Source organism: Paenarthrobacter sp. NPDC090517, assembly GCF_044769165.1.
Lineage (GTDB): Bacteria > Actinomycetota > Actinomycetes > Actinomycetales > Micrococcaceae > Arthrobacter.
This window is the reverse complement of sequence record NZ_JBIVXN010000001.1, coordinates 282,381-304,415: the sequence shown is the minus strand read 5'-3', so window position 1 is coordinate 304,415 and position 22,035 is coordinate 282,381. Positions and strand designations below refer to the sequence as shown.

The 22,035-nt window shown below is 60.5% G+C and carries 19 protein-coding genes; 12 read left to right on the top strand and 7 right to left on the bottom strand.

Translation table 11 applies throughout. The features are described from left to right. Nucleotides 1-9: 9 nt before the first annotated feature. Complete coding sequence (locus tag ACIQTW_RS01380) at nt 10-423, bottom strand: DUF4870 domain-containing protein (protein WP_026005318.1); 414 nt, start codon at nt 421-423, stop codon at nt 10-12. A gap of 122 nt (nt 424-545) precedes the next feature. After that, complete coding sequence (locus ACIQTW_RS01375; RefSeq protein ID WP_402932874.1) at nt 546-1,397, bottom strand: DUF3097 domain-containing protein; 852 nt, start codon at nt 1,395-1,397, stop codon at nt 546-548. Nucleotides 1,398-1,589: 192 nt separating this feature from the next. Here ACIQTW_RS01375 and hrcA point away from each other — a divergent pair, with 192 nt between their 5' ends. Genes hrcA through ACIQTW_RS01360 form a run of 3 tightly spaced genes read left to right on the top strand, consistent with a single transcriptional unit; the run spans nt 1,590 to nt 4,551 of the window. After that, nucleotides 1,590-2,597: a heat-inducible transcriptional repressor HrcA gene (hrcA, locus tag ACIQTW_RS01370; protein ID WP_091467740.1), complete on the top strand. Its 1,008-nt coding sequence runs from the start codon at nt 1,590-1,592 to the stop codon at nt 2,595-2,597. A gap of 50 nt (nt 2,598-2,647) precedes the next feature. Then, complete coding sequence (gene dnaJ / locus ACIQTW_RS01365; RefSeq protein WP_017197584.1) at nt 2,648-3,775, top strand: molecular chaperone DnaJ; 1,128 nt, start codon at nt 2,648-2,650, stop codon at nt 3,773-3,775. A 2-nt stretch (nt 3,776-3,777) separates the two neighbouring features. Then, the gene (locus ACIQTW_RS01360) at nt 3,778-4,551 is read left to right on the top strand and encodes a 16S rRNA (uracil(1498)-N(3))-methyltransferase (RefSeq protein ID WP_402932871.1); all 774 of its coding nucleotides are present in this window, start codon (nt 3,778-3,780) and stop codon (nt 4,549-4,551) included. Nucleotides 4,552-4,581: 30 nt separating this feature from the next. On the opposite strand, the gene ACIQTW_RS01355 is transcribed toward ACIQTW_RS01360, so the two are convergent. Further along, entirely contained in the window at nt 4,582-5,454 is an 873-nt protein-coding gene (locus ACIQTW_RS01355) for a GerMN domain-containing protein (protein WP_402936161.1), read from the bottom strand. Between the two features lie 423 nt (nt 5,455-5,877). On the opposite strand from ACIQTW_RS01355, the gene ACIQTW_RS01350 reads away from it, so the two are divergent. From ACIQTW_RS01350 to ACIQTW_RS01330, 5 genes are all read left to right on the top strand, one after another. Beyond that, nucleotides 5,878-6,960: a PhoH family protein gene (locus ACIQTW_RS01350; protein ID WP_402932868.1), complete on the top strand. Its 1,083-nt coding sequence runs from the start codon at nt 5,878-5,880 to the stop codon at nt 6,958-6,960. After that, nucleotides 6,957-7,430: an rRNA maturation RNase YbeY gene (gene ybeY, locus ACIQTW_RS01345; RefSeq protein WP_017197588.1), complete on the top strand. Its 474-nt coding sequence runs from the start codon at nt 6,957-6,959 to the stop codon at nt 7,428-7,430. Before ACIQTW_RS01350 ends, ybeY begins: the two co-directional genes overlap by 4 nt. Next, nucleotides 7,427-8,758: a hemolysin family protein gene (locus ACIQTW_RS01340; RefSeq protein WP_402932866.1), complete on the top strand. Its 1,332-nt coding sequence runs from the start codon at nt 7,427-7,429 to the stop codon at nt 8,756-8,758. The genes ybeY and ACIQTW_RS01340 overlap by 4 nt, the downstream gene beginning before the upstream one ends. Further along, entirely contained in the window at nt 8,742-9,704 is a 963-nt protein-coding gene (gene era, locus ACIQTW_RS01335; RefSeq protein WP_017197589.1) for a GTPase Era, read from the top strand. Before ACIQTW_RS01340 ends, era begins: the two co-directional genes overlap by 17 nt. A 106-nt stretch (nt 9,705-9,810) precedes the next feature. Beyond that, nucleotides 9,811-11,370 (top strand): LCP family protein, encoded by a 1,560-nt coding sequence (locus ACIQTW_RS01330; RefSeq protein ID WP_402932863.1) that lies wholly within the window; start codon nt 9,811-9,813, stop codon nt 11,368-11,370. A 76-nt stretch (nt 11,371-11,446) separates the two neighbouring features. On the opposite strand, the gene ACIQTW_RS01325 is transcribed toward ACIQTW_RS01330, so the two are convergent. After that, on the bottom strand, nt 11,447-13,399 hold the full coding sequence (locus ACIQTW_RS01325) for a M13 family metallopeptidase (RefSeq protein ID WP_402932861.1): 1,953 nt from the start codon (nt 13,397-13,399) through the stop codon (nt 11,447-11,449). A gap of 249 nt (nt 13,400-13,648) precedes the next feature. Here ACIQTW_RS01325 and leuA point away from each other — a divergent pair, with 249 nt between their 5' ends. From leuA to ACIQTW_RS01310, 3 genes are all read left to right on the top strand, one after another. Next, nucleotides 13,649-15,388 carry a 2-isopropylmalate synthase gene (leuA, locus tag ACIQTW_RS01320; RefSeq protein WP_402932859.1) on the top strand — a complete coding sequence of 580 codons (1,740 nt, stop codon included), beginning with the start codon at nt 13,649-13,651 and terminating at the stop codon, nt 15,386-15,388. Nucleotides 15,389-15,470: 82 nt separating this feature from the next. After that, entirely contained in the window at nt 15,471-16,223 is a 753-nt protein-coding gene (gene recO / locus ACIQTW_RS01315; RefSeq protein ID WP_091467725.1) for a DNA repair protein RecO, read from the top strand. A gap of 2 nt (nt 16,224-16,225) precedes the next feature. After that, on the top strand, nt 16,226-17,050 hold the full coding sequence (locus ACIQTW_RS01310; RefSeq protein ID WP_017197593.1) for an isoprenyl transferase: 825 nt from the start codon (nt 16,226-16,228) through the stop codon (nt 17,048-17,050). A 15-nt stretch (nt 17,051-17,065) separates the two neighbouring features. On the opposite strand, the gene ACIQTW_RS01305 is transcribed toward ACIQTW_RS01310, so the two are convergent. The 3 genes from ACIQTW_RS01305 to ACIQTW_RS01295 are packed head-to-tail and all read right to left on the bottom strand — an operon-like array spanning nt 17,066 to nt 20,853. Further along, a complete protein-coding gene (locus ACIQTW_RS01305; protein ID WP_402932855.1) occupies nt 17,066-18,139 on the bottom strand; it encodes an alpha/beta hydrolase in 1,074 nt (357 codons plus the stop codon). Next, on the bottom strand, nt 18,136-19,161 hold the full coding sequence (locus ACIQTW_RS01300; protein ID WP_402932852.1) for an alpha/beta hydrolase: 1,026 nt from the start codon (nt 19,159-19,161) through the stop codon (nt 18,136-18,138). Before ACIQTW_RS01300 ends, ACIQTW_RS01305 begins: the two co-directional genes overlap by 4 nt. 9 nt (nt 19,162-19,170) lie before the next feature. Beyond that, nucleotides 19,171-20,853, bottom strand: coding sequence for an FAD-binding dehydrogenase (locus ACIQTW_RS01295; protein WP_402932849.1), 1,683 nt, complete (start codon nt 20,851-20,853; stop codon nt 19,171-19,173). 68 nt (nt 20,854-20,921) lie between these two features. On the opposite strand from ACIQTW_RS01295, the gene ACIQTW_RS01290 reads away from it, so the two are divergent. Then, the gene (locus ACIQTW_RS01290) at nt 20,922-22,001 is read left to right on the top strand and encodes a quinone-dependent dihydroorotate dehydrogenase (protein WP_402932847.1); all 1,080 of its coding nucleotides are present in this window, start codon (nt 20,922-20,924) and stop codon (nt 21,999-22,001) included. The last annotated feature ends 34 nt before the right edge of the window (nt 22,002-22,035 follow it).

Here is a 22,035-nt window from a genome sequence, read left to right as displayed (position 1 = left end):
AGGCGAGGGCTACTTAATCCAGCGCAGGTTGACCTTGTACCGGTGGGGTTGCCCGTGGTTTACGCGGATTCCCGCGGAGACGGAGAAGCATGTCAGGGCCACCCAGATGGCTGTGGCGATGACGGCGAAGATGTTGCCCACGACGGGTAGCAGCACCAGGATGTTGGCCAGCACTGCGGCGATAGTAGGAGGCAGCGTGAAGTTCAGTGCTTCCTTGGATTCCTGGGCGGTGAACGGTCCGCGGTCCCGAAAAATCAAGTAGATCAGAAGGGATGGCAGGCATCCCAGGATGCCGCCAAAGTGGGCCAATGTAGCCCACTGCCTGTCTTCGCTGGCCGTTAACGGGAGTGCGTTGGCAGGCGCGCCATGGTACTGGGGCCGGCCTGCGGCGCTACCCGGTTCTTCAGGAGCGTTATCTGCCACGGTGTCTTCCCTTTGCTTTAAAGATGCTGCGGTATTGCTGTCCCAGAATACCGGCCCCAACGTACTTCGCGGGACCAACGCCCCGTTGACACGGTAGTTGCTGTTCCGTCATGGGCCTGGCCTCAAGGAACTGTCAGGAAATCGATGACTTCTTCAACACGGCCCAGCAGTGATGCTTCAAGGTCGGCATAAGATCGAACTGCCCCGAGTAGCCGCTGCCAGCCCAAGCCTATGTCCTCCGCGGTCTCGTGGGGCCAGCCGAAGGCCGTGAGGATTCCTGTCTTCCAATCGATCCCCCGGGGTACGGCGGGCCACGCCTCGATGCCCAGGACCTTTGGCCGGATGGCCTGCCAGACGTCCACATAGGGGTGGCCGACAATCAAAACGTTTCCTGCTGCTCCGGGCACCGTCATTGCCTCGGCTGCGATGCGCGATTCTTTGGACCCGGTGACAAGGTGGTCCACCAGGATGCCAAGGCGGCGACCCGGCCCCGGGTTGAAGGCAGCGATGGCCGACTTCAGGTCGTCAACGCCATGCAATGGCTCCACGACGATGCCCTCCACGCGGAGATCGTCACCCCAGACCTTCTCGACGAGCTCGGCGTCGTGCTTTCCTTCCACCCAGATGCGGCTGGCTTTGGCCACCTGGGCACGTTGGCCTTGTACCCTCACGGATCCGGACGCTGTTCGGGTGGAAGGAGCGGCAGAGGCGGCAGGGCGCGCGGCAGGAGGCATCAGCCGGATGGCTTGCCCTTCCAGAAGGAAACCGAATCCCAACTGAAAAGATTTGGTCTTTCCACGCCTGTCTTCAAGGGAGACAACGTGCATTCCGCCTGATTTCTCAACACGGGTGACTTCGCCCACCCATCCCGACTGCACGTCTTCGAGGACCATTCCCCGCTGTACGGCCACTTCCGGCAACTGCTTTTTGCCGGGAGCGGACAGATCCTGCGGGCCCCAATTGTCGAAAGCCAAGGGATTCCTACCTTTTGTGCTGGTTTATGGCGCGGGCGGAAGCCGGCCACGGGAGGTTTCAATGCTAGCAACGGGGTGGCTCATACTAGACTTGTTAGCACTTGGGCATGTTGAGTGCTAAGTGTGGTGGTCGGATGAGGATCCCGCGTAGACCGGTCGTAGGGGCCATGGCAGTCGTCAGGAGGTGGAGCAATGAGTGAGCCGCGCAAGCTTGAGGTGCTGCGTGCCATCGTTGAGGATTACGTGCATTCCAGGGAACCTGTTGGATCGAAGGCCCTCGTGGAGCGACACCATCTCGGCGTTTCCAGTGCCACCATCAGGAACGACATGGCTGTTCTGGAAGAGGAAGGCCTGATTGCAGCACCCCACACCAGCGCGGGCCGCATCCCAACGGACAAGGGCTACCGCTTATTCGTTGACCGCATTTCCCAGGTCAAACCGCTTTCCGCGGCCGAACGCAGGGCGATCCACTCTCTGCTTGAGGGACCGGATGATGTTGATGACATCCTGGAACGCACTGTAAGGCTCCTGTCGCAGCTGACCAACCAAGTTGCCGTCGTGCAGTATCCGCATTCCAATCGTGCTTTGGTCCGCCACGTGGAATTCGTCTTGTTGGCCCCAAAGCAGGTGCTTGTGGTCCTCATTGCGGATACGGGCAGCGTTGGGCAGAAGGTCATCGACGCCGGCTCCGACGTGAGCAACGAGGCGCTGATGCTCCTGAGGTCCCGTTTCCTGGGCAGCATTGCCGCCACCCAGATGGCCCTTTTGCCGCAAGTGCTTCCATCGGTAGTCGCCCTGTGTCCGCCGGAGCTCCGCAGCTTGGCGCAGACGTTGGCTCAGGGGCTGCAATCACTCAGTGACACCAGCCGCGAGGAGCGCATCCTGATGGCAGGAACGGCCAATCTTGCCCGCTCCAATGTCGACTTCCCGCTGAGCATCGGTCCTGTGCTGGAGGCACTCGAGGAACAAGTTGTCATGCTTCGGTTGTTGTCCGACATGGGGGATGATCCCCGCGGCGTCACCGTCAGCATTGGACGCGAAAATCCCTACGATGGTCTGGCTGAGGCGTCTGTCGTGGCTACCGGCTATGGCTCCGGGGCCAAGGTGGGGATTCTCGGTCCGACACGCATGGACTACCCCACCACCATGGCAGCTGTACGCGCTGTGGCCCGTTACCTTTCCCGCATTCTCGGCGGCTGAAAACCGGTCCGAGGAAAAATCCGCAGTACAACAAGGAAGAGATACCGACTTTGAGCAGCCACTATGACGTTTTGGGAGTCTCGCCGGAAGCCACCGGGGAAGAGATCAAAAAGGCGTACCGCAAGTTGGCGCGGAAACTGCACCCCGACGTAAACCCCGGTGAAGATGTCGCGGAACAGTTCAAGGCCGTGACCCACGCTTACGAAGTGTTGTCCGACCCCCAGAAGCGCCGGGTCTACGATGCCACTGGCAATGAGAACGGCACCGACAACGGTTTCGGTGGCGGCTACTCCGGCCAGGGTTTCGCGTTCCAGGACATCTTCGACACCTTCTTTGGTGGCGGTGGCGGCCACGGTGGACCGGCCTCCCGGGTCCGCCGCGGCCAGGATGCGCTCATCAGCGTCCGAATCGACCTGAAGGACGCCGTGTTCGGCGTTAACAAGAAGCTTGAAGTGGACACCGCCGTGGTTTGCCCCACCTGTGATGGCAGTTGCTGCCGCCCGGGCACCCACCCGGAACGTTGCGACATTTGCGGTGGCAGCGGCCAGGTGCAGCGGGCTGTACGATCCATTCTCGGACAGGTAATGACCACCGCGCCTTGTGGTTCCTGCGAAGGCTTCGGAACAGTCATCAAGGACCCCTGCAACGAGTGCAATGGGCAGGGCCGGATCCGCAGCCGCCGTTCCCTCACCATCAAGGTCCCGGCGGGTGTCGCAACCGGTACGCGCATCCAGTTGTCCGGGCAGGGCGAAGCAGGTCCCGCGGGTGGTCCCGCCGGTGACCTCTATGTAGAAATCCGGGTCAACAACGATTCCATGTTCATGCGTGAGGGCGACGACCTTCATGCCACCCTGAGCGTTCCCATGACGGCGGCGGCACTTGGCACGGAGCTGCAACTGGACACCTTTGATGGCGCGCAGGATATCGACGTCAAGGCCGGCACTCAGTCGGGAGAAGTCATTACCCTCCGCGGCCTGGGCGTCACGCACCTCCGTGGTTACGGACGAGGCGACCTCAAGGTGCACCTGCACGTGGAGACGCCAAGCAAGCTCGACCCCGCCCAGGAAGAACTCTTGCAGCAACTCGCCAAGCTGCGCGGTGAGCAGTTCACCGAAGGAAAGCTTGTGGCAAGCGGCGGCATGTTCGCGAAGCTGCGGGACAAGCTCGGTAACCTGTAGCGGTGAGCAACCCCGTTTTCTTCACAGCGCCGGGCAGCCTCGGCCAGGTGACCCCCGGTTCCACTTTCGTGCTCGAGGGTCCTGAGGCCCGGCATGCTGTAACGGTCAAACGCCTGGCCGCGGGCGAACCCGTGGATATAGCGGATGGATCGGGCGTGCGGCTGATTGGCACCGTAATCGACGCCGAATCCGGCAGCTTGACCGTCAAGGCATCCGAGGTGGTCCATGAGGAGCAGCCCGACATCCGGTTGGTGCTGGTTCAGGCGCTGGCTAAAGGCGACCGCGATGAACTTGCCATCGAAACGGCCACGGAGCTAGGCATTGACGCTGTCATTCCATGGCAGTCTGAGCGCGCAATCGTGCGTTGGAAGGGCGAAAGGGCCGCCAAAGCCCACGCGAAGTGGCAGTCGGTGGTCACTGCGGCAGCCAAGCAGGCACGGCGGGCCTGGATTCCCGAGGTCCGTTCCATCGTGGACACCTCCGGTTTGGCGAGGGCTGTCGCGGCTGCTGACCTGGCTATCATCCTGCATGAAGACGCCAAGAACCCGTTGCGGACGGTCCTTGAACAGTCGGACGCACTGCCACACGACGCTACGGGGTCACCGCGGGAGGTCCTTTTGATCGTTGGACCGGAGGGCGGAATCTCACCGCGTGAAGTAACACGCCTCAGCGACGCGGGTGCCACAACGGCCCTGTTGGGTCACCATGTTTTGCGGTCGTCGACGGCGGGACCTGCCGCCGTCGTTCTTGCCAGTGACGTTCTGGGCCGCTGGTAGCCAGCCTCGATGGCTATTCGACCCCGCGCGCTATCCGACGTTGAACAGGCGGGTGTCGGTGCTTGTTTCGATGGTGGCGCCGGCTTCATCTACCTGTGAAACCCGCAACTCATACTTTCCGGTCTTCAACGTCGCGCTGAACGTGAAAAGTCCGTATTGGCCGGGTTCACCAGTCGCCTTGGTTTGGCCGGTGAGCAGGCCGGTCTTTTCGCCCTTGCCGTTCTCTTGGAGGATTTGCCAACTCACGGGCCTGGAGCTGTCGGTGCTGCGGCCATTGAACTTGACAACGCCGGCCGGCAAGGACGTTTCTTCCTGGGGATCGATAATCCAGAGCGGCGCAACCAAGGAGGCATTCCGTTCCATGGGTTGGCCGAGCTGCACCTGCCCGAACGCCATGTAGTCCTTGTGTCCATCAACCAAAATGACAACCTGGATTTGCTGGCCCGAGTTTATGAGGCCCGAGGAGGAGGCTGCTGCCGTTGCCGTGTAGACCAATTGTTGGACGGCGCGATGCGCCATTCCGGCGTCGAGGTTTGAATTGAAGGCGTCCCGCGAAATATCAACAGTGATCACATTTTTGCCTGAGATGGACGTAGCAAGACTCTCAGGGTCCTGCCACGGCGTGAAGAAGTCGTGGTCCAAGGGTTTTTCGGCCATCATGATCCGAAGCGCCGTCGTCACAGGATTTTCGTCACTCGAAATGTCCCTGAACTCGCGGTAGAGGTAGACCTCCTCCTTGCTGCGTCCAATCCAGTACACGGGGATTTTGGTGGAAGCCTGCGTGGTCTCCAGCGGGGCGTGGCTGGCCGGGGCGTCCTGTACGGTGACCGGTGGCGAACTAACGCTTGCTTGGCTACCGCCGCCGTTGGCGATGCAACCGGTCAGTAAGAGGACAGCAAACATCGCCGGCACGGCGATGACGGACCTCGTCCGCCTGCGCGCGCCATTCCCGATGATTACTGGCGTCGTGATGGGCTTCCTGCCTTAACGTGTCTCTTGGTGACCGCAGCCACCGGGCCGGACCACAGGGTGCTGATCCACCCGCTATGCCAGCTTGGCACATCGTCGACGGCGGTCGGCCGGGTTCGGGCTGCAAGGCGCCAACTGAAACATGATTGATACCGGCTTGATGCAGAGTTGAGACAAAATGTATGACATGACGGGGGAGGCCTTGGTGATGCCGTCCGTTAGGTTCATCAGGGGCCGGGCTGGCGTAGGATTGAAGACATTCCGGCATCCGGACGGGCGTCTTTCAGCGGCCACGAATGTCGAATCGATGGCGTAATACGACCCAACCGGAGGAGAAAAGGCCCTAAGGCCAGCACTATGAGTGAATCTTTGAACGGGCGGCTCAGGACCGGAAACGGCAACCAGCCGCCCACCGAGTTCCCGCACACACTACCGGGTACGCGCACGGAAGTTGTCACGTTCGACAACTCCGACCAAATGGTTCACTCGTTGGGCAGCCACGATGAAGCCTTGCGATACATCGAGGAACAGTTCCAGGACGTCAATTTCCACGTCCGCGGCAACGAACTCTCCATGACCGGGCCTTCCACAGTCATTCCACGCATCATGCGTCTCCTGGAGGAAGTCAGGGGGCTCGTGGCGAAGGGGACGGTGGTCACTCCGGACATACTGCAGCAGCTTGTGTCCCTGTTGAGGACGCAGTCCGTGCAGAATCCGGCGGATGTCCTGACGCACAACATCCTGTCCAGCAGGGGTAAGACCATACGGCCAAAGACGCTGAACCAGAAGAACTATGTTGACGCCATTGACGACAACACCGTGATTTTTGGAATTGGTCCGGCAGGTACTGGAAAGACGTACCTGGCAATGGCCAAAGCAGTGCAGGCCCTGCAGACGAAGGAAGTCAGCCGGATCATCCTGACCCGCCCTGCGGTGGAAGCAGGGGAGAGGCTGGGCTTCCTCCCAGGTACGCTGAGCGACAAAATCGACCCCTATCTTCGCCCGCTCTATGACGCTCTGCACGACATGATGGATCCCGAATCCATCCCACGTTTGATGGCTGCGGGGACCATCGAGGTCGCTCCTTTGGCCTATATGCGAGGGCGGACACTGAACGACGCCTTCATCATTCTCGATGAAGCGCAGAACACCACTCCGGAGCAGATGAAAATGTTCCTCACCCGCCTCGGTTTCGGATCGAAAATGGTGGTCACAGGCGATGTCACCCAGATTGACCTGCCTTCCGGTTCAACATCGGGCCTGAGGATCGTCAGGGAGATCCTGAAGGGGATTGACGACGTCAATTTCTCCATCCTGGAGGCCGCTGACGTGGTGCGGCACCGCTTGGTTGCCGACATCGTCTCTGCCTACAGCACATGGGACGACGCACACCGCACCGACGCCGCTGGCGCACAGTACCAACGTGGAGAACGTAAATGAGCATTGAAGTAAACAACGAGTCCGGTGTAGCGGTGGACGAAGCGCAGCTGGTGACGTTGTCACGCTTCATCTTTGAGCGTCTGTACATCCACCCCCAGGCCGAACTGTCCATTCTCCTTGTCGATGAACCGGCCATGGAAAAGCTGCACATCGAACTCATGGACGAGCCCGGAGCTACGGACGTGTTGTCGGTACCCATGGACGAATTGACGCCGGGCACTCCGGACAAGCCCACGCCGCAGGGCATGCTGGGTGATATCGCCATCTGCCCGCAGGTGGCCGAGGTGCAGGCACGCAACGCCGGGCATGCCACGCAGGATGAAATGCTGCTCCTGACCACCCATGGCATCCTCCACCTGCTTGGTTTTGACCATGCGGAGCCGGAGGAAAAGGAAGAGATGTTCGGCTTGCAGCGGGAACTGCTGTCTGAATTCCTGGGCAAGGATGCCCCCATGGAGACCATGCAGTGACCTCGATCATCCTGGTCGGCATGGCGCTGGTTTTCCTCAGCTTCGTTGCCCTGCTGACCGCAGCCGAGGCTGCGTTCAACTTCCTGCCCCGGCATGAGGCCGAACAATCAATAGTCCGCAGCAAGGGCAAAGCGCTGGGGGGCATTCTCAAGAACCCGATTGCCCACATGCGCGCCCTGCGCTTTTGGCGCGTCTGGTTCGAGATGGCGGCAGCAGTTGCCGTGGCCGTCGTCCTGCACAGTTTGCTGGACAACGTATGGCTGGCCGGGCTCGCAGCTACGGGCATCATGGCGGTGATTGGCTTCGTACTGGTGGGTGTGTCTCCCCGGCAGCTGGGCAGGGCCCACTCCGGACCCGTCGTTCGTTTCACTGCACCGCTGATCAGGTTCCTGTGCTGGATATTGGGCCCCATCCCCGGCTGGCTGGTGGCCTTGGGGCAGGCAGTCGCACCCGGCGCCCCGAGCGGGGACGACGCGTTTGTCAGCGAAGAAGAGTTCCGTGAGTTCGTGGATCGAGCCGCCGAGTCGGACATGATCGAAGACAATGAAGCTGAACTCATTCATTCAGTCTTCGACTTCGGCGACACTTTGGTCCGTTCCGTGATGGTTCCCCGCACGGATATTGTCAGCATCGGTACGGGCTCGGACCTCGAGACTGCAATGGGCCTTTTCCTGCGATCGGGCTATTCAAGGATCCCTGTCATCGGTGAGAATACGGATCAGATCCGTGGAATTCTTTACCTCAAGGATGTGGCTGCAGCAATGCATCGCAGCGAACCTGGATTGCAAGCCCATGATGTTGACTCACTTGCAAGGGAAGTCCGTTATGTTCCGGAGTCCAAGCCAGTGAGCGACCTCCTGAGGGAACTGCAAAAGGAGTCCACGCACGTAGCGATCGTGATCGACGAGTACGGCGGCACCGCCGGACTGGTCACCCTTGAGGACCTCATTGAGGAGATCGTCGGCGAGATTGTGGATGAATACGACGCCGCCGCCGAGGAAGCGGTCGACCTTGGCGATGGCACCTACCGCGTGAGCGCCCGTATGAGCATCGATGACCTCGGCGAGTTGTTCGACATCGACCTCGACGACGACGAAGTGGATACGGTGGGTGGCCTTCTGGCGAAAGCCCTTGGTCAGGTTCCCATTGTTGGGAGCTCCGTAGAAGTGAACGGTATATCGCTCCGGGCAGATAGGCTGGAGGGTCGCCGAAACCGGGTCAGCCACATCATTGCGGCAGCCATGCCAAAGGAAGACACTGACTTTGAAGACCTACTCGATGACGCCGACTCAACGCAACAGGGAGTTCCACGTGAGCAAGCAAAATAAGAAATTCGATGCCGATGCCGATTTCGGTGGCTTCCACGCTGGTTTCTCGGTGCTTGTCGGCCGACCCAACGCGGGAAAGTCGACTTTGACCAATGCTTTGGTTGGCCAGAAGGTTGCCATCACCTCGGCCAAGCCGCAGACTACACGTCACACGATCCGCGGGATCGTTCACCGCGATGATGCCCAGCTCATCCTTGTGGACACGCCGGGCCTCCACCGTCCCCGGACCCTCCTGGGAAAGCGTCTCAATGAGCTTGTGGCAGACACCCTGGCGGAAGTCGATGCTATTGGCTTTTGCCTGCCGGCGAACGAAAAAATCGGTCCCGGTGACAAATACATCGCGGCGCAACTGGCCGCCGTCGGACGTAAGCCGATCGTGGCGCTGGTGACTAAAACGGACCTTGTGGACCGTCAGGCGTTAACGGAGCAACTGCTCGCAGTGGCCGCACTGGGACGCGACGTCCTTGGTGAGCAGGGCTGGGCTGACATCGTGCCGGTTTCCGCTGCCGATGGTTTCCAGGTTTCAACTGTGGCAGATGTGCTGATCAGCCACATGCCGTCGTCGCCGCCGCTTTATCCTGATGGCGAGCTGACTGACGAGCCGGAGGCCGTCATGATCGCTGAGCTAATTCGCGAAGCGGCCCTTGAGGGCGTACGTGATGAGCTCCCGCACTCCCTGGCAGTGGTGGTGGAGGAAATTGTTCCCCGCGAAGGCCGGACCGAGGACAACCCGCTCTTGGATGTTCGAGTCAATCTTTATGTCGAGCGTCCTTCGCAGAAGGCCATCATCATCGGTAAAGGGGGAAGCCGGTTGCGTGAGGTAGGAACCAACGCCCGCAAAGGAATTGAAACGCTGCTCGGTACTCGGATTTACCTTGATCTCCACGTAAAAGTAGCTAAAGACTGGCAGCGGGACCCCAAGCAACTGGTCAAACTCGGGTTCTGATTCGCGTCAATGGATCCGGCGTGGCTTCGGGCCCGATAAGGAACTTCCCAGAAACGGCAACTATGATTGCGGGGATCCAGCTGTTTGATGAAAGGTAAACCAAATAGTGCGACGTCGTGACGCCCGCCCGCAGGGCACCGGCACCGCTGGCCCCGCTGGGGCACGCCATGGAGAGGATGCCGACGGTACCCCTCGCCATATGAAGGCGCCCAAAGGCCTGCCGCTTTGGTTGAAAATCGGTGCCGCAGTGGTCTCAGTTGCCTTGGTTGCAGGCGTTGCCTTTGCTGCTTTTTGGTTTATCCGATTGCAGACCAATATCACCAAAGCGCCGTTAAGCGCCGGCGAAACACGCAATGCCGGTGATCCGCTGGTTGATGACAAGACGGATCGACTACAGATCCTGATCCTTGGCTCCGACACCCGCGACGGAAAGAACGCCGCATACGGCAGTGTTGAAGACTCCACCGGCTATGGCCACTCCGATGTCATGATGCTCCTGGATATCTCCGCGGACAACAAACGGGTCAACGTCTTGAGTTTCCCGCGGGACCTGTTGGTGGATGTGCCACAGTGCACGGACCGCACCAATAACCAGACTTTCCCTGCCCGGAGCGGGGTGATGATCAATGAAGCCATGGCCGAGGCTGGAATCGGTTGCGCCGTGGATACCGTCAACCAGTTGACTGGCTTGGAGATTGACCACTTCATGATGGCTGATTTCAACGCGGTCAAGGAGCTTTCCCACGCTGTGGGCGGCGTCAACGTTTGCGTCAGTGATCCCGTCTTTGACCCGGATTCCAGGCTCCGTCTGGCCAAGGGTGATTCCTTGGTGGAAGGCGAACAGGCTTTGGCATTCCTCCGGACCAGGCATGCCTTCGGTGACGGAGGCGACCTCGGCCGCATCAAGGGGCAGCAAGCGTTCCTCTCATCCCTCACCAGGAAGCTCAAGGACGAGGGGACGTTGGGCAACCCGCAGAGGCTGTTGCAGATTGCGGATGTGGTCACGCAGAACCTGACAGTAGACGAGGGCCTGGCGTCAGTTCCATCGCTGTTGACCATCGGTGGGCGGCTGAAGGACATTGACGTTTCCAAAGTGGCGTTTGTGGCTGTGCCCACCCAAGCGGCCGCGGCTGACCCCAACAGATTGGAACTCGTCGAGCCTCAGGCATCACAGCTGTTCGCAGCACTTCGTGCAGACCTCGACCTCACAACACCCGGTGCGACGTCCACGCCTGCGCCCAGTGAAAGCCCGGCTCCTCAGCCAACGGCCCCCGCGCCTGCCGCGCCCGCATACGACAAAGCGATCCAGCCGGTAGCCGTTGCCAACGGCAGCGGCGTCGCTAGCCGGGCACAGGAGCTCATGACTGTGCTTACCGGGAACGGATTTGCCCAGACGGTGTCCTACTTGGCCAATCCTGTGGATCAGACTGTGCTTTACTACGGGCCGGGTTTTGCGGATGTGGCTGCCGACGTTGCCACACTGTTCGGCATACCGGCCGCCCAGGTTCAGGAGGCCCCGGGTGTCGCTGGCGTGCAGCTGTACGTTGGCACGGATTTCGGCACCGGAACCGCCTACGGTGCAGCCTCGGTACCGTCAGATGTTGTCAACCAAACGGCCAGTGATGCCGTTTGCCAACAGGTTAATCCGCTCTACATAGACCAGTAGTAGATTCCCTGCTTTAGCGGAACACAGCAACGGCCGGCCAGTTCTTTCAACTGGCCGGCCGTTGTGCTTCCGGGTACTACCAGATGCTGACGCGTTCCCCGGGTTCCATCCACATCCCATCGGCTTCCGTCACGGAGAACGCTTCATGGAAGGCATCGAGGTTGCGGGCAATGGCGTTGGTACGGAATTCATTGGGGGAGTGGGGGTCCGTAGCCAGTCTCCGGATCGCTTCTTCGGTGCGGATTACCTGGCGCCAACCTGCAGCCCACGACATGAAGAATCGCTGGAAGCCCGTGAAGCCGTCAAGGACCTCCGGCTCGGCTCCGTTCAGGCTCAGGAGATAGGCCTTATAGGCAATAGTGAGGCCTCCGAGGTCGCCGATGTTCTCGCCCAGAGTGAGCTTGCCGTTGACCTTATGGTCCGGCGCAGCGTAGGGGGACAGGGCGTCGTACTGGGCAACCAGTTTCGCCGTCAGGGCCTCGAAGGCTGTTCGGTCGTCCTCCGTCCACCAATTCCGGAGCGCCCCGCTGCCATCGAACTGGGACCCTTGGTCGTCGAAACCATGGCCGATTTCGTGACCGATCACCGCGCCGATGCCGCCATAATTCACAGCGTCATCCGCGTCTGCGTTAAAGAAGGGAGGCTGAAGGATAGCTGCCGGGAAGACGATCTCGTTGAGCATTGGATGGTAGTAAGCATTTACGGTCTGAGGTGTCATAAGCCACTTGGTGAGATCGACAGGCTTGCCGATCTCATCCAGGTGCCTGTCCACATCGGCATCATGGGCACGCTCCACGTTGCCGATGAGATCCGTCGGGTCAATTTCAACAGAGGAGTAATCGATCCACTTGTCCGGGAAACCGATCTTGGGACGGAACGCGTCCAGTTTCTTCAGTGCCTCTTTCTTGGTCTCCTCGCCCATCCAGCCAAGGGACGAGATACTCTCCCGATACGCTTCGATCAGGTTTGAGACCAGAGTCTCCATCCTTGCTTTGTGTCCGGCAGGGAAGTGCCTTTCAACATAGATCTGGCCTACTGCCTCGCCGAGGGCCGCTTCGACCACGGCCACCCCGCGCTTCCACCGCTCCTTGTTCTGCGGCGTACCGCTGAGCGTGGTGCCGTAAAAGTCGAAGTTCGTGGAAACGAAGGCGGACGAAAGATAGGGCGCCGCCGAACTGAGAACCCGGAGCGTCAGCCACTCTTTCCACGTCTCCAAGGGCTCGGATTCCAGCAAAGCTGCCGCGCCCGCAAAGAAGTCCGGCGTGCTCACCACAATTTCGCTTCGCTTGGCTGGTTCCACCCTTGCCGCCTGGAACCAGGTGTCGAGCAGGGGGAACAATTCCACGGCTTCAGCCGCGGTCTTGAGGTTGTAGGTCTTCTGGGGATCCCGCAGCGTGACGTTGTCCCAATGATGGGATGCCAAGGCGGTTTCGAGTGCGACGATGCGCTTGGAGGCAGCTTGTGCGTCGGGGATGCCCGCGAGGTTGAACAGCTTGGCAATGTAGTCGCCATAGGCCGCGACGATGGCCGCGAACTTTTCTTCGCGGTAGTAGGACTCGTCCGGCAATCCCAAGCCACCTTGTCCGATATAGAGGAGAATACGTTCCGGGTTGCCTGCGTCCGGCGCGGGGTAGATCGAGAACAGTCCGGAGACGTCCGAGCGGAACAATCGCCCGATCAGGGCAGCCAGTTCCGCTGGGGAGCCCGCCTCGCGAACCTCGTCAAGACGGCCCCGCACGGGCTCCATCCCTTTCGCCTCGGCTGCTTCTTCGTCCATGAAGCTGGCGTAGAGTCCGCCAACTTTCTGTTCGACGCCGGTGGCTGACCCGCCTTTGGCGGACGCCTCTTCGATGATCGCCTTCACGGCCAATTCCGCGCCATCGCGCAAAGCCGTGAAAGTGCCTTCAAGCGGCCTGTCGTCCGGAATCGTTGTGCTGTTGAGCCACGCGCCATTGACGTGCTGATAGAGGTCGTCCTGGGGCCGGACGCTGTGATCGATGTTGGAAAGAGAGATCCCCGACTGTGGCACTGTGGCTCCTTGTGTGGACACTGCAGTCGGCGTTTCCACCGTCGCGGCGTCTGCATAGTGGACGTTGCATGAGGTGTTGCACTGTCATCATACGCATCGTGTTAGTGTGAATTTGTGCGTACGGCGATGCTTCTTCTTAGCTGCCGCGGCGAGGCCTGAAAGCTATCTGAAGCTGGGCCATCCTCGCCGCGGAGTTCCGTTGTGTCCGGCTAAGCTTTCATTTAGTTCTTAGAGAAAAGGCCACACGTCATGCGTAATGCACAAAAGCCCTCCGGTATGCCGATTCACCGCTACCTGCCGTTTCAGGATCAAATCACTGTCGAGGTCCCGGACCGCACTTGGCCGGACAAGGTCATCACCAAGGCTCCGCGTTGGTGCGCAGTTGACCTGCGCGATGGCAATCAGGCACTGATTGATCCCATGAGCCCGGCCCGCAAGCTGAAGATGTTCCAGCTGCTCGTCAAGATGGGCTATAAGGAAATCGAGGTTGGCTTCCCCTCAGCGTCGCAGACTGACTTCGACTTTGTTCGCCAGCTCATCGAGGGCGGTCATATTCCGGACGACGTCAGTATCCAGGTTCTGACGCAGGCGCGCGAACACTTGATCGAACGCACCTACGAATCCCTGGTCGGCGCCAAGCAGGCTATCGTCCACCTCTACAACTCCACGTCCGTATTGCAGCGTCGCGTTGTATTCAACCAGGACGAAGACGGCATTCTGGATATTGCCCTGCAGGGTGCACGTCTGTGCAAGAAGTATGAAGAGACCCTGACAGACACGCACATCACGTATGAGTACTCACCGGAGTCATTCACGGGAACCGAACTCGAGTATGCCGCCCGCGTCTGCAACGCCATTGCAGATGTCTTTGAGGCATCTGCCGACAAGCAGGTCATCATCAACCTGCCGGCCACGGTGGAAATGGCAACCCCCAACGTCTATGCAGATTCCATCGAGTGGATGCACAGGAACCTGCACCCCCGCGAGGGAATCATCATCTCCCTCCACCCGCACAACGACCGCGGCACCGGCGTAGCTGCAGCTGAGCTGGGTTACCTGGCAGGCGCCGACCGCATTGAAGGTTGCTTGTTCGGCAACGGCGAACGTACCGGCAACGTCGACTTGGTGACGCTGGGGCTCAACATGTTCGTGCAGGGTGTAGACCCCATGATTGATTTCTCAGATATCGATGAGATACGCCGAACTGTGGAGTACTGCAACCAGCTGCCGGTCCCGGAGCGTTCGCCCTACGGTGGCGACCTCGTCTTTACGGCCTTCTCCGGTTCGCACCAGGATGCCATCAAGAAGGGCTTTGAGGCGCTCGAGAAGGACGCTGCTGCTGCCGGGAAGTCGGTTGACGACTTCACCTGGCAGGTTCCGTACCTGCCCATCGACCCCAAGGACCTCGGCCGCAGCTATGAAGCTGTTATCCGGGTTAACTCGCAGTCCGGCAAGGGAGGCGTGGCCTACCTGCTGAAGAACGAGCACAACCTGGATTTGCCCCGCCGGGCGCAGATCGAGTTCTCCGGAGTCATCCAGCGTCGTACCGACGCCGTGGGCGGCGAGGTCAGCGGTGCCCAGCTGTGGCAGATCTTCCAGGATGAGTACTTGCCTTCCGAAGAAGAGCAGGCTCAGTGGGGTCGCTATGGGCTGGGTAGCGTGAGCACCGAGACGGATGAATCGGGCGCCATGACCATGAACGCAAACCTGCGGATCGACGGCGTCGAAGTCCGCCGCACCGGCCACGGCAATGGTCCCATTGCAGCCCTGTTGGACATACTCCACCACGACGGCGTTGACGTGCGGGTGCTCGATTACAGCGAGCACGCTCTGTCCGAAGGCGGCAGTGCCAGTGCTGCGGCATACGTTGAATGTGCTGTCGGAGAACGCGTTTTGTGGGGTGTCGGAATTGACCCCAGCACCACCACGTCCTCCCTCAAGGCATTGATCTCGGCAGTGAACCGGGCCGTCCGGGACGCCCAGGCCTAAGCCCACCGTGTGGTGACGGGAAATACCGTCACCACACGGTCCGGAGAACACTGCCGGACCAGGCATAGTGGGAAGATTAGTTGTGGCCAATCCGTCGTTTGCAGCGCGGTCCTATCGGGACGATGCCGTGGTGCTTCGTACCCACAAGTTGGGCGAGGCGGATCGAATCATCACCTTGCTGACCAAGCACCATGGTCAGGTTCGTGCCGTTGCCAAGGGTGTTCGCAGGACCAGTAGCCGCTTCGGGGCGCGACTGGAGCCCTTCATGGTGGCGGACCTGCAACTGGTCTCGGGCCGGACCTTGGACATTGTGACCCAGGCCGTGGCGAAGGGCGCGTACGGAAGTAGCATCGCGGCCGATTATGGGCGGTTCACTGTGGCTGCAGCCATGACGGAGACTGCCGAGAAACTCACGGATGCTGATACCGAATCAGGGACCGCCCAATATAATCTGCTGGTTGGTGCGCTTGCTGCCTTGAGCCGTTCGGACCATCCACCTGAGCTCATTCTCGATTCTTATCTTTTGAGGGCGTTGGCCACCGGCGGCTGGGCGCCCAGCTTCACTGATTGCGCGCGTTGTGGCCGTCCCGGTCCTCATACAGCCTTTGCCGCCCCCGTTGGTGGCATGGTTTGCGGCGACTGCAGGCCCCCGGGCTCTCCGGCTCCGGCGCCGGAGACAGTGCTGTTGCTGGGCGCCTTGCTAACTGGCAATTGGAGCGTCGCTGATGCTTCGGATCCGCGACACAGGAGGGAAGCTGCCGGTTTGGTGGCCAGTTACCTCCAGTGGCATCTTGAACGGGCCCTGAAATCACTCAAACACGTGGAGCGAAGCTGACAGTGGTACTTGGAAAGAAGAGTAAATCAACAGCGGCGAGGACTGCCCCCGTGGTTGCCCCTTACGGACACCCTTCCGGAGCCTTGCCGCCGAGTATTCCAAGTGAGCTCATTCCGCAGCACGTGGCCATAGTCATGGACGGCAACGGGCGTTGGGCTAATCAGCGGGGCCTCCCTCGGATAGAGGGACACAAGGCCGGCGAGCCTGCGCTCTTGGACGTCATGGCAGGAGCGATCGAACTCGGGATCAAGTACGTCAGCGTTTACGCGTTCTCCACCGAGAACTGGCGCCGGTCACCGGAAGAAGTTCGATTCCTCATGGGATTTAACAAGGATGTACTACGACGCCAACGTAACCAACTCGATGAGTGGGGTGTCCGCATCCGTTGGGCAGGCCGCCGGCCCCGTCTCTGGGGATCGGTCATCAAGGAGCTGGAAGAGGCAGAGGACTACACCCGGGCCAATGACACCTGCACGCTGACCATGTGTGTTAATTACGGTGGACGTGCAGAAATTGCCGACGCCGTTTCCGCCATTGCGCACGACGTCGCCGCCGGCCGGTTGAAGCCAGGGTCGGTGTCGGAGAAGACCATTCAGAAGTACTTGGATGAGCCGGATCTTCCCGATGTGGATCTTTTCCTGCGCAGTTCAGGGGAGCAGAGGCTATCCAACTTCCTTCTGTGGCAGTCCGCTTACGCGGAGTTCGTCTTCATGGACACGTTATGGCCGGACGTGGATCGGCGGACCCTTTGGGACGCCGTCGAAATTTATGCCAAACGCGACCGTCGCTATGGAGGGGCCGTGGACGCAGCGCCCGCTGTCAAATAGCACACGCACGTTAAGTCAGTACGGATAAGCCGCCAGCCACACGGCAACGTCACGGTATGCCTGTTGGCGGACTGTGCGTCTTGACAGAAACACGTCGTGCAGGGCGCCGGGATAGCGGAAAACAGCGGTCCTTCGGGCAAGCCCAAGCGCCCGCCGCGACGTTTCTTCAACGTCGATGACTGCATCGGCACGCATGAGGTCGGCAGTCCATTCGGCCTGGATCCTGGTCCTCCCGGACAAGAGCACAAGCACGGGGGCGTCTATGTTGAGCTTGCGCTCCACCGCGGCGTGGCCTGCTAGAACCGCTTTCGTCCATCCAGCCCGGATAGGAAACGAAGCCCGCGGACGCCACACCGTATCCAGCATCCACTCGCCATGCGCCTCGTTGCTGACACTTTCCCAATATGCGGGCATTTCCGGGAACCTGAAAGGACGTTTTGGATCGGTCCGGGCAAAGGGTTCCACCAGATGCATGGCGATGCTTCGGACAAGGCTGCTTCCCTGCAGTTCAAGCCATGGAGAATTAAGGACCAACGTCCCCACCCGGCCGGGATTACGGTCGGCCCAAAGGGCTGCGATCAAGCCGCCCAAGGAATGGGCAAGCAGGTGGATAGTGGGCGGCGTCGCGTTATTGGTCCTTGTTGCCACGTCCCGTTCGATCTCACGTAATGCGGCGGCGAGGTCTTCGTCGTAAACGCCAAGATCGGTTGTGTAGCCTGGTGTCTGTCCCGGTAGTAGGCTGCGACCGAATTTCCGGAGGTCCAGGGCATAGAAGTGAAATCCAGACGCCGTTAGGTACTCGGCCAGCTCCGTCTGAAGAAAGTAGTCCGCCCATCCGTGCAGGTAAAGGACCACCTTCGGGGCTCCGCCGGGATCAGATGGGGCTGGGCGTGGTTTGCGCTTGGCAAAGGAAGCCAAGAAGTCAAGCACGCCTTGCTGGGACGTATGGGCCACAGGCGGTGCATGCCTGACGAGGGTCGCTTTTACCGGCCCCTCCTCGTCGGGTTTCAAGCGCAAATCCATACGCTCATAGCCGTGGCCGAGGACATCAGGCTGCCATAGTGAAACCGACTCCTCCGTGGTGGTCATGCGTCCCCTTCCCACCGACGATCCGGCTCATTGTTGGCCATAAATCCGTTGACCCACCGGGCAAGTCGTGAATAAGCGTCCTTCCTTACCGCCGGCGCTGAAAGGAAGACGTCATGGAGGGCTCCGTCGATGCGTTCCAAGGTAACTGTCCGGCCCAGGGTCATCGCCCGCAGTGCAATGACGCTGACGTCCAGTACGGCGTCCGATCGGCGCATCGATTCCTGCCACACCATGCCATTGGCGCTGGTGGTGGAAGTCAGCACGAGGACAGGCATCTCCAGCTTCAAACCACGGGCAACTTGCGAATGGCCTGCGAACACAGCGCTCAACCAACCTGCGCGAACAGGGAAAGCGAGCGGGGGCCTATAGTTCTCATCCAAGGTCCATTCCCCTTCAGCAGTGCTGCTGATGCTCCGGAAGTAGAAGCCCCGCTCCGGCAACCTCAAAACCATCTCCGGGCGGATCTTCGCGATCGGCGATACCATGGCTTGCGCGGCGCGCCGCACCAATGAACTACCATGCATCTCCAGCCACGGACTGTCGAGAATCAGGTATTGGATGTCGTCCGGGTGGCGGCTGGCCCAAAGCGCTGCAACCAGTCCTCCGGTTGAATGGCCCATCAGGGTCAGGCTTCCCGGTGAGTAGGCAGCGTGATCGTGGCCAATGATTTCGATGGCCTTCTCAATCTCACCGTCGTAGTCGGCCAGGTCGGCTACGTAGCCACCGGGCATATCCGCCTGTAGGCTCCGGCCGTGGTTGTGCATGTCAAGGGCATAGAAGTCGTAGCCTTGCTGTGCCCAGAAGCGGGCCAGCTCGGTATTGAAAAAGTAATCGCTCCAACCGTGCAGGAAAAGAACGGCACCGTAGCGCTTCGGAGTTGTATCAGCGTCGCTGTCGGCTTGGTCTTTGGACTGGACCCTGTGGCGAATCAAAGTAGCGCGCCGGACCATGCCATCCGGCCCCGGGGCGTCTACCCTGCAGGACTGGAAGTCGGTTCCCAGAATGTCAGCCGTCCACTCCATGGCTTTAGCTTAGACACTGGCAGCGGCGTCACGGCCCGCGGCCCGCCCAGTGAAGAGGCAACCGCCGAGGAATGTTCCTTCCAAAGCCCGGTACCCGTGGATACCGCCTCCACCGAATCCGGCAGCTTCTCCGGCCGCATAGAGGCCCGGGATGTAGTTCCCCTCGTCGTCCAGCACCCTCGAGCGCATATCGGTTCTGAGACCGCCCAAGCTCTTACGTGTCAGCACAGACAGCCGAATGGCTATCAAGGGTCCGTGCGCAGGGTCCGTCAAACGATGCGGGGGAGCCACCCGGATGAGCCTGTCGGTTGCAAACCGCCGTGCTGTCCTGATTGCTGACAACTGCGGATCCTTGCCTAGTCCGCTGGAGACCTGGCTATCCCTTGCCCGGATCAGAGACTCAAGCCCGTCGCCGTCGATCAAGGAACTTCCTGTGAGGTGGTTCATGCGTGAAGCAAGCTCCACAGGCGTTGCCGCATGGAGAAAATCAACACCCTTGTCCATGAAACGCTGAATAGGCGAGTCGCTGTTAGGCCGGAGCCGCGTTGCGAGCAGCCGAAGATCTTTGCCTGTGAGATCGGGGTTCTGCTCCGACCCGGAGAGTGCGAGTTCCTTGAGCGCAATGGTGCGGTTGAGGACAAACCACGAATATCCATGTCCCGTCCCGACTATGTGCCGAAGCGCACCCTGTGAGTCAAAGCCAGGGAAGAGCGGCGCCGGCAACTGACGTCCTTCGGCGTCGAGCCAAAGTGAGGATGGACCGGGCAGGATGCGGATTCCATGGTTGGGCCACACCGGATCATAGTTGTGGATACCTTCGGGGTAGTGCCACATGCGGTCGCCGTTGACCAGGGCAGCGCCCGCGGATTCCACGGCGGACAGGAACTCGCCGTCAACTGAAGCTGGTACTCCACTGAGCATGTAGTCGGGAGCCTTGTCGTCCGGCCATTGCCGGCGCACTTTGGCGTGATCGCCGCCGATGCCGCCAGTGGTTACCACCACAGCCCCTGCCCTTGCCTCAAAACTCGCGACGACCACGCGGCCGCATGCTTGGCCCCTGACCGCCGTCGACGGTTCCAGTACCTCGCCGGAAACGCCGGTGACCCTCCCCGACGTCGTCGTCAGCGATAAGGCCCGATGCCTGAAGTGAAGGCTGACCCTTCCGGTATCAACGCCCTCCAGCACCTTAGCGAGGAACGGTTCAACCAGCGCCGGTCCCGTGCCCCACGTGACGTGGAACCGGGGGACGGTATTGCCGTGGCCCTGCGGCCCGTAGCCGCCGCGTTCAGCCCACTGCACCAAAGGAAAAAAGCGTACGCCCAGGCTCCGTAGCCATGCCCGCTTCTCGCCTGCTGCGAAGTGGACATAGGCCTCTGCCCACTCCCGGGCCTCCTGGTCCGCGGAGCGGTCAAATGCGGCCGATGCCAGCCAGTCCGAAAGCGCGAGTTCTGTGCTGTCCCTTACCCCCAGGCGCTGTTGCTCAGGCGTGTTGACCATGAAAAGGCCGCCAAAGGACCAGTGCGCCTGACCGCCCATGGATGCCCCCGGTTCCTGATCCAGGACAGCCACTGTCTTGCCAGCGGCATAGGCGGTAGCCGCGGCAACCATCCCGGACAACCCGGCTCCCACGACTACGACGTCGGCAGTGACCTTTTGGCTTCCGTGATCTGCGTCACGATTTTCCAGCGTCATGCCTACATGCTAGCGGCAGGCTGGGTCATGGGTTTGGTGAGTTGTCAGTAAGCGGGAAAACTAGGACCATGCGTGTTTACCCCACATTCTTCAACTTGGCCTTCTCCTGGATGGATGCCGAGAAGGCCCACAAGATCGGCTTCCAAGGGATCCGGGCGGCCCACCGTTCCGGTGCCGGCCGGATTCTCTCCAGGATTACAGCTCCTGATGCTTCCCTTCGGACGGAGGCGCTGGGGCTTACTTTTCCGTCACCGTTCGGCCTTGCAGCAGGCTTCGATAAGGAGGGGCACGGCATTGAAGCCTTGTCTGAGCTCGGGTTCGGACATGTGGAGGTGGGTACCATCACCGGCCAGGCCCAGCCAGGCAATGAAAAGCCCCGCCTGTTCCGTTTGATTGAGGACAAAGCGGTGATCAACCGTATGGGATTCAACAACGACGGCGCCGCAGCAGTCGCGCCGAGACTCAAGTCAGCACGGGCTGCTTTGCAGCGGAAACACCCGGACGTCCGGCCCGTTATTGGAGTGAACATCGGCAAGACCAAGCTGGTGGAGCTCGACGACGCCACCGAGGACTACTTGGTGAGCGCACGCAGCCTGGCGCCGGCAGCCGACTACCTTGTGGTCAACGTTAGTTCTCCGAATACGCCGGGGCTGCGCTTGCTGCAGAATGTGGAGACATTGCGTCCCTTGCTGCGGGCTGTTGGCGATGCTGCCGACGAAGCCGCCGGGCGGCATGTACCCCTTCTGGTCAAGATCGCGCCGGACCTGTCTGATGACGATGTTGACGACGTCGCACGACTTGCGCTGGACCTGAAGCTCGATGGGATTATTGCCACCAACACCACGATTTCCCGTGAGGCGCTCGTCTCCGACGCCGCGAAGGTGGAGTCCCTGGGTGCGGGCGGCTTGTCGGGAGCACCCCTGAAGCAGCGGTCCCTGGAAGTTTTGCGCAGGCTCAAGGACGCTGTGGGGGACCGGCTCGTGCTCATTGCGGTGGGTGGCGTGGAGACGCCGCAGGATGTTCAGGACCGCTTGGATGCTGGCGCAACTTTGGTGCAGGGCTATACAGCCTTCCTTTATGAAGGACCTTTTTGGGCTTCGCGCATCAACAAGGGCCTCGTGAAACTTCGTCAGCGGGCAGCTCGCTGATACCGGCTACAAGAAGACCCCGGACCAATGGTCC